General features: G+C 43.4%; 3 protein-coding genes. 1 reads left to right on the top strand and 2 read right to left on the bottom strand.

Annotated features, from left to right (window positions below; genetic code table 11):
• A partial coding sequence (locus PSN35_RS07200) for a flavodoxin-dependent (E)-4-hydroxy-3-methylbut-2-enyl-diphosphate synthase (protein WP_300031485.1) occupies positions 1 to 476 on the top strand: 476 nt, incomplete at its 5' end.
• Here PSN35_RS07200 and PSN35_RS07195 read toward each other — a convergent pair.
• Together PSN35_RS07195 and dxs are read right to left on the bottom strand one after the other, a co-directional pair.
• The gene (locus PSN35_RS07195; protein ID WP_300031482.1) at positions 477 to 965 is read right to left on the bottom strand and encodes a DUF2062 domain-containing protein; all 489 of its coding nucleotides are present in this window, start codon (positions 963 to 965) and stop codon (positions 477 to 479) included. It lies immediately after the preceding gene.
• The coding region (gene dxs / locus PSN35_RS07190) for a 1-deoxy-D-xylulose-5-phosphate synthase (protein ID WP_300031480.1) at positions 962 to 2,253 on the bottom strand (1,292 nt) is incomplete at its 5' end. The genes PSN35_RS07195 and dxs, both read right to left, overlap by 4 nt.

Below are 2,253 nucleotides of genomic sequence, written 5' to 3'. Positions count from 1 at the left end.
TAGGTATTACAGAGGCAGGTTCATTGCGCTCAGGCACGGTTAAATCGGCGATTGGCTTGGGTTTGTTGTTGTCAGAAGGTATTGGTGACACCATTCGTGTCTCTTTAGCCTCTGATCCGGTTGATGAAGTGCGCGTAGGTTTTGACATTCTGAAGTCACTCAACCTAAGGCAAAAAGGTGTTAACTTGATTGCTTGTCCTTCTTGTTCTCGTCAAAAATTTGATGTGGTTAAGGTGGTAAACGAACTTGAGTCACGCCTAGAAGATATTACCGATCCAATCGATGCGGCGGTGATTGGTTGTGTGGTGAACGGCCCAGGTGAGGCCAAGGCGGTTTCGGTAGGACTAACTGGTGGCGAGCCAAATCTAATGTATGTTGACGGAAAAACCGATGAAAAAGTCAGTAATGAGACATTGGTAGATACACTTGAAGCTAAAATTCGATCGCAACTCAAGCTTAATTTGGATAATTTATAGTTAGCGAAAGCGCTTGTAAACTCGGTAGCGATATATTAGCTGTACGCCAAAATAACCAATAATTGAGCTCACGACTGATACAACTAGACAGCCCAATAAGAAAGGTTGCCAGATCACATCAAATACCTGCCAAACGTATTCCAGCGACATGACAAAATCTTTTTCAATGCCCACACCTAAAATCCAGGCGCCTAATTTATAACAGCCATAAAAAATAGGCGGCATGGTTAATGGGTTACTGATCCAAACCAAAGCGATTGATAAAGGTAGGTTGGCACTAAAAATAACCGCACCAGGCGCTGCTAACAGCATTTGAAAAGGCACCGGAATGAAAGCACAGAACAAACCAACCGCAAAGGCCCTAGCGATGGATTTACGGTTAAAATTCCACAAACTGGCATTATGTAAATGTTGACTTAACCAGCCAAGGTGCTTGTGGTTTTTTACTTCTTCAGGGTTGGGGCTATAGCGCTTAAGAAATTTTTTCATGACTGACTAGCTTGAATTATGCCGTCAGAATCTAGACCGTAAAGGGCATATAGTTCGCTCTGAGAACCTTGCTCGGTAAACTCATCAGGCAGTCCTAACACGGTAAGTGAATTGTTTAATTTTTGCGCGTGTAAAAATTCACTAATTGCGCTACCCGCACCCCCTTTAATAGCGTTATCTTCAACACTGATCAAACGTGAATGATCTTGACAAATCTCAAGAATCAACGCTTCATCTAGCGGCTTAACGAAACGCATATCAACCACTGTGGCATTTATTTTTTCACCCGCTTGAAGGGCTGCTTCGAGTGTGGTGCCAAAAGCAAAAATAGCCACATCAACGCCTTGTCGAGCAATGATTGCTTTGCCCATTGTTAAAGGCTCTTGGCTAACATAATCTTCAATAGCTGACACACCGCGTGGGTAGCGTATACAGGCGACACCGCTTGATGAAAAAGCCAGGTTTAGCATTTGGTAGAGCTGTCGACCATCGCTTGGTGCCATAATAACCACATTAGGAATACAGCGTAAAAAGCTTAAATCAAAACTACCAGCATGTGTGGCGCCATCGCTACCTACTAACCCTGCTCGGTCAATGGCAAAAACAACCTCTAAATTTTGCAAAGCAATGTCGTGAATCAGCTGGTCGTAGCCACGTTGTAGAAAGGTGGAATAAATAGATACAACAGGCTTTAAGCCTTGGATAGCCAAACCGCCAGCAAAGGTGATGGCATGCTGTTCGGCAATGCCTACATCAAAATATTGATTAGGGAAATTTTGCTCAAAGTCACTCATGCCAGAGCCAGTGCACATGGCTGGGGTAATGGCCATTAGATCTTTATTGGTTTTGGCCGTATTATTAAGCCAAGTGCCAAAAATGCTACTGTAGCTGGGCAGAGCAGTGGCGCTCGTTTGGGCGGGTGCTACACCATGGAACTTACAAGGATCTTGCTCTGCGCGCTCTAGTCCGTAGCCTTTTTTGGTGATAATATGCAGCAAACGAGGCTTGTTTTGTAATTTAAGATTTTCTAACGTTTTGATGAGCGTTGGCAAATCATGGCCATCGATTGGACCAAAATAATCCAGACCTAATTCTTCAAATAAAGTGCTGGGTAGCACCATGCCTTTAAGGTGTTCTTCTGATCTTTTGGCGAATTCATGAACCATAGGCATTTTTTCCAAAAAGCCTAACGACTTATGTTTCATGGTGGAGTACGCCTTGCCAGAAATTAGTTTGGTTAAGTATTTGTTCATGGCACCGACATTCTTAGAAATACTCATGTCGTTAT

It is taken from the genome of Candidatus Thioglobus sp., assembly GCF_028599055.1.
In the GTDB taxonomy this organism is placed as follows: Bacteria; Pseudomonadota; Gammaproteobacteria; order PS1; family Pseudothioglobaceae; genus Thioglobus_A.
This window is presented reverse-complemented; position numbering and strand designations above follow the sequence as displayed.